The organism is Treponema sp. Marseille-Q4523 (assembly GCF_016901105.1).
Taxonomy (GTDB): domain Bacteria; phylum Spirochaetota; class Spirochaetia; order Treponematales; family Treponemataceae; genus Treponema_D.
In genome coordinates, this window is the sequence record NZ_JAFEVM010000067.1 from 1 (window position 1) to 4,343 (window position 4,343).

Here is a 4,343-nt window from a genome sequence, read left to right on the forward strand (position 1 = left end):
GTTTTATAAAGAGATCATAATTCTCTGAATGGTATTATTATATTTATCTAATCAAAGCAGAGCAAAATATTTGAGAATAGAAAAATGAAGAACATATTAATTGCCATTATCGGAACTTGTGTGCTTTGCTCTTGCTCCGCTTCCGACGTTCAAATAACGGAAGATAATCTTTTGTTTTTCGGTTCGACCGACAGCGACGTATGGATAGGCGATACGCAAATTGCTTTTACCGCGTTAAAAGAGCAATGTAAACTGTCCGGTTATAACGATGTGCCTGATTGCTTTTATGATTCTGCGGAACATCGGCTTTGGCTTGTAATATACAGTACACGCAGGGCATATGACATACTCGAAAATAAGGTAAGCAGAGATATTTTTTTTTATGAAGTAAAAGATAAAAGCGTCGATATTCAAAATCCTATAGTTAAAGAAAATCATATCGGTTTTGTATACGGTATCGATGACGGAAAAGTGTTGATATCAAATGATAGAGATGCCGGTGCATATCGATATATTGTATCATCTCTTTTTGACGGTGCAGCGATACATATAACGATTAATCAGGGTGCGCTTTTTGAACCGATGGCATTTAAAAACAATACGATATTTTTCGACATAGGGTATTATAAAATCGATGAGGCGGCATTTATTCCGTATGAAAACGAATGGGGACATTTCGGCGTACCGAATGACGGAATCGAACTGGTACGTTCGAGTGAAGACGAATTTGTAAAACAATACAAGTTGATCAGGATGTGGGAATATTTTAACGTATCAGCGGACGGAAAAAAGCTCGTAGGAAGAGACAGAGACGGACGCATAATGATTTATGATTTGGAAACGAAAACGGCGTACGATACGGGTTTGAAACGCGATTTATTGAAAGGTACGAGGTATAAAGGCAAAGATTTATATTATCTTGACGGAACATATCTTTATTTTTCAAAAGATACTTCCGAAACGTCATCCCCCATCAGACATTTTCTTTTGACTTGGTATCCCGGACTTATTTGGTACAGACACGATTTAGACACGAAAGAAACGGTCAGAATATCCGCTCCGAGTAAGTTCGTGGATATAGTCGGGAGAATAAAATGAATGCGAAGTACAGTCGGTGGCTGAGTGCGGATCCGGTGGTAAATGATTACGGGAGCGGAACAAGTGCAGGTGAAGGCGGTATTTATAATACGGTGAACTTCAGCCTGTACCATTATGCTGGAAATAATCCGATAAAATATACCGATCCAACAGGAGCTTTTGATTGGGATACGAATACAATAGAATCCGGCGATACTCTTTCAAAGATTACAAATGAATATAATGAAAAGAATGGGACAAATTATAGCTATGATGATATTGCAAAATCAAACGGCATGCATGATCCGAATAAAATTTATGCTGGCGATAAGCTGGATTTTAGTGGCTTTTCTAATAATATACAAACAAGTAATGATATTACGTCTAGTGATTCTGTTCTTAAAAGTACACCAAGTAATAAAACAACTCAAATAGGACTAGGATTAGGAGTTTTCTTAGTAATTGGATTAAGTGTTGAAGTAGGAATTTCATATTCTAAAAAAGAAGGGTTTGATATATATCGAACATTTGGTGCTGGATGTGGTGTTGGAATAGCTGGTGATGTTACATTGGCTGGTAGCTATTCCGATTTAGGGAATTCTTCACTTCATGGTTCAACAGGAAATACAGCTCAAATTGGTGTTGGTCCACTTTTAAATTATGATTTAAATAATAATGCAAATTTCTCTGGATTCGGTGGAATTGGTGTAGGAGGAGGTGTTTTATGGACATATACAAGAATTCTAAAAGGTGATATTCGAGATATTATAAGTTTTTTTAAGAAGGCTTCGCAATGATAAATATTTTGCTTTTTTGTATCAATTTTCTATTGTATTCTGTTTTTTTGTTTATTAAGTATTTTTTATTTGTTAAGATTAATAATACAGGAATGATTATTGAAGGATATCTTATGGTGAATTTATTTTTTGGAATAATGATCTTTCCTGTTTATATTCTCCATAAGCATACAAAGGATATTTGTTTTTTTATTAATCTCAGTAAGTTTTCCAAATATATAAAAATTCCATTGTTATTGCTTGGACTTGTTTCTACTGCAGTAATTTTTAAATTACCTCTTCCTTATGATGTTATGAGTTCCTTTGTTATTTGGCTTTATCTATATTTTTGTAATATATTTAAAGAATAATTTTATTTCAGTATACTCCTGTTTATTGTACCGGAAACATATATACATTTTGCGCCCGTGAACGATGAGGCGAAGAAGCATAACCAGCAGTTGCCGGGTATGGGCGGTGTGTTCAATGTCGTAAACTTGCAGTTGTATCACTATGCGTGGAATGATCCCGTGAAGTATACGGATCCGGATGGAAAGAAGATGCGTTCAAAAGATTTTATAATATGGGGAAATATTAATTTAAATGACTAAGAAACAGATGTATTTACTATTTTGTGTTAATATTGTTTTATGGGGATGCTCATCAACTAAAGTTATACTCAATAATAAATGCTCTTCGAGATGCTATAAAAACTGAGATTCCGAAGAGCCGCATACGTGACGAAAAAGAAGCACTAGACTTTCAAACTCGTATACATAATTTGAAATTCGATAATCCAAGTTCTGATGTACTCTTAAACTATCTACAAAGAAACAGTTATATTGAGGAAAATATAAGAAGTTGTTTCAGTGAAAAAATTGCAGAGATTATATTGCAAGAATTTTTTGGAGAACGATACGTATTGTTTTCAACGGATTATATTCAGGTTAAAATAAATAATATTAATTTCTCTGCAGAATATTTATGTAATCACATGGACATTCCTAATATAGTGTCTCTGATTTATATAACGGAAGATGATGATCCTAAAAAAATGAGGCTGTTTTATAAGGTAAATTACTTTTTTGAATATTCGACTATAGGAGCTTTAAATAACGGCAAAAAATGCTATATTTTTTATTGATTTAAGGACTGCCTTTAATTAATTATCGGTAAAAGTAAAGGAGGTACGATAAAAAGCGCCGTTTGAAATATCGCCGTCGCTGGAGTCTAAAGCCGAAAAACGCCGAAGCGTTTTTCTTTTATGGGAGACACTCACGATTTCTGTGCATTGCTCGAAATCGCAGCGTTCTTATCTCGAGTTTGCGCGGATGTTTGCAGAAGACGTGTATACGTGGCGTTTCGATAAAAATCGCATGAATACGATATACTTTATTTTGCAAACTCGACTATTGAACGTGTGCGCGCACGGCTAAAAACTTTTTCGGAAATTGATATTTCCTACAAAAGTTTTTATGGGAGGAATAGAAGTGAGTAAACTGCAAAATTTAAGTTGGGATAAAGACAGGAAATTACAAGAAGAAGCCATTACATATTTTTCCAACGCTGAAAGTTTTGGTTTTAATATTTTAATAAAAAACGCTCCTAAAAAACTAATGGCTGATTTAGTCGAAATAATAGCGAATAAAAAAGTTGATGAACGATATAAATCAATCGATGGTTTATTATATCTTCTGCAGGATTTATCATGGCCAGGCTCTGAAAAGGCAATGTCTTTACTTAAAACTTTTCCTAAGGAAATATTGTTACCGCCTTTAGAAAATACTTTGAAAGAAGCTAGTAAAGAAAACGATGATAATTGGTTAGGTAATTTAAAGATGCTGATAAAATATCATTCGTTTACAAAAGGTGATTTTAAAAACATAGATTTGATACAAGTATTGGAGAAAGCCGCATGGTAGGAAAATTTAAAATACAAATAAAAAAAGAGGGAGATAAAACATGTGTCAAATTACAAGGTACAGAAATGCGAAAATATTCAACTCAAAAAAAAGAAGAATTTGGCTTTGGATTATATAGACTTAGGCCGAAAGTCTTTATATTAGAGAGTAATTTTAAATCAAATAGTTTTTGAAAGAAAGTGCCGTGTTGTTTCCGTAGTCTTATATACCAAAACGGTTAGTTTTTTAAGTGCTGTTCACCCATTGTCTAAAAAAAAACTAAATGACAAAAATGATATTAAGAAAAAAATATGGAATAGGTTTGTACCAAAGGTAAAAGAAAAAGATTTATCCGGAAATTATAAAGGGCAAAACAAAAAAGGAAAAACTTTTTTTAGTTGGTGGAAGCAGGCAACAGAGGATGCCTCTGAACCGGGAAAACCCGAAGAATGGGAAAAAAATTATGATTCTGAAGAACAAAAAGCGTTAAGACAAAAATTAAAAGTGAGAAGTACGGAAGATTAAAATGAATATAAGAAAAAGAATAAAGATTTTTTTTATAATATTTTCATTTTTTGTTGTTCTATTA

Annotated in this window: 6 protein-coding genes; all 6 read left to right on the plus strand. The window is 33.2% G+C overall.

The features are described from left to right. The first annotated feature begins 84 nt into the window (after window positions 1-84). The 6 genes from JSQ97_RS12475 (at window position 85) to JSQ97_RS12500 (ending at window position 4,279) form a co-directional block, all read left to right on the plus strand. On the plus strand, window positions 85-1,098 hold the full coding sequence (locus tag JSQ97_RS12475; protein WP_205076343.1) for a hypothetical protein: 1,014 nt from the start codon (window positions 85-87) through the stop codon (window positions 1,096-1,098). Then, window positions 1,095-1,874, plus strand: coding sequence for a LysM peptidoglycan-binding domain-containing protein (locus JSQ97_RS12480; protein ID WP_205076344.1), 780 nt, complete (start codon window positions 1,095-1,097; stop codon window positions 1,872-1,874). The genes JSQ97_RS12475 and JSQ97_RS12480 overlap by 4 nt, the downstream gene beginning before the upstream one ends. Window positions 1,875-2,487: 613 nt before the next feature. Next, entirely contained in the window at window positions 2,488-2,997 is a 510-nt protein-coding gene (locus JSQ97_RS12485) for a hypothetical protein (RefSeq protein ID WP_205076345.1), read from the plus strand. Between the two features lie 331 nt (window positions 2,998-3,328). Next, on the plus strand, window positions 3,329-3,775 hold the full coding sequence (locus JSQ97_RS12490; protein WP_205076346.1) for a DUF5071 domain-containing protein: 447 nt from the start codon (window positions 3,329-3,331) through the stop codon (window positions 3,773-3,775). Continuing rightward, the gene (locus JSQ97_RS12495; RefSeq protein ID WP_205076347.1) at window positions 3,769-3,948 is read left to right on the plus strand and encodes a hypothetical protein; all 180 of its coding nucleotides are present in this window, start codon (window positions 3,769-3,771) and stop codon (window positions 3,946-3,948) included. Before JSQ97_RS12490 ends, JSQ97_RS12495 begins: the two co-directional genes overlap by 7 nt. A gap of 70 nt (window positions 3,949-4,018) precedes the next feature. Continuing rightward, entirely contained in the window at window positions 4,019-4,279 is a 261-nt protein-coding gene (locus tag JSQ97_RS12500; protein WP_205076348.1) for a hypothetical protein, read from the plus strand. The last annotated feature ends 64 nt before the right edge of the window (window positions 4,280-4,343 follow it).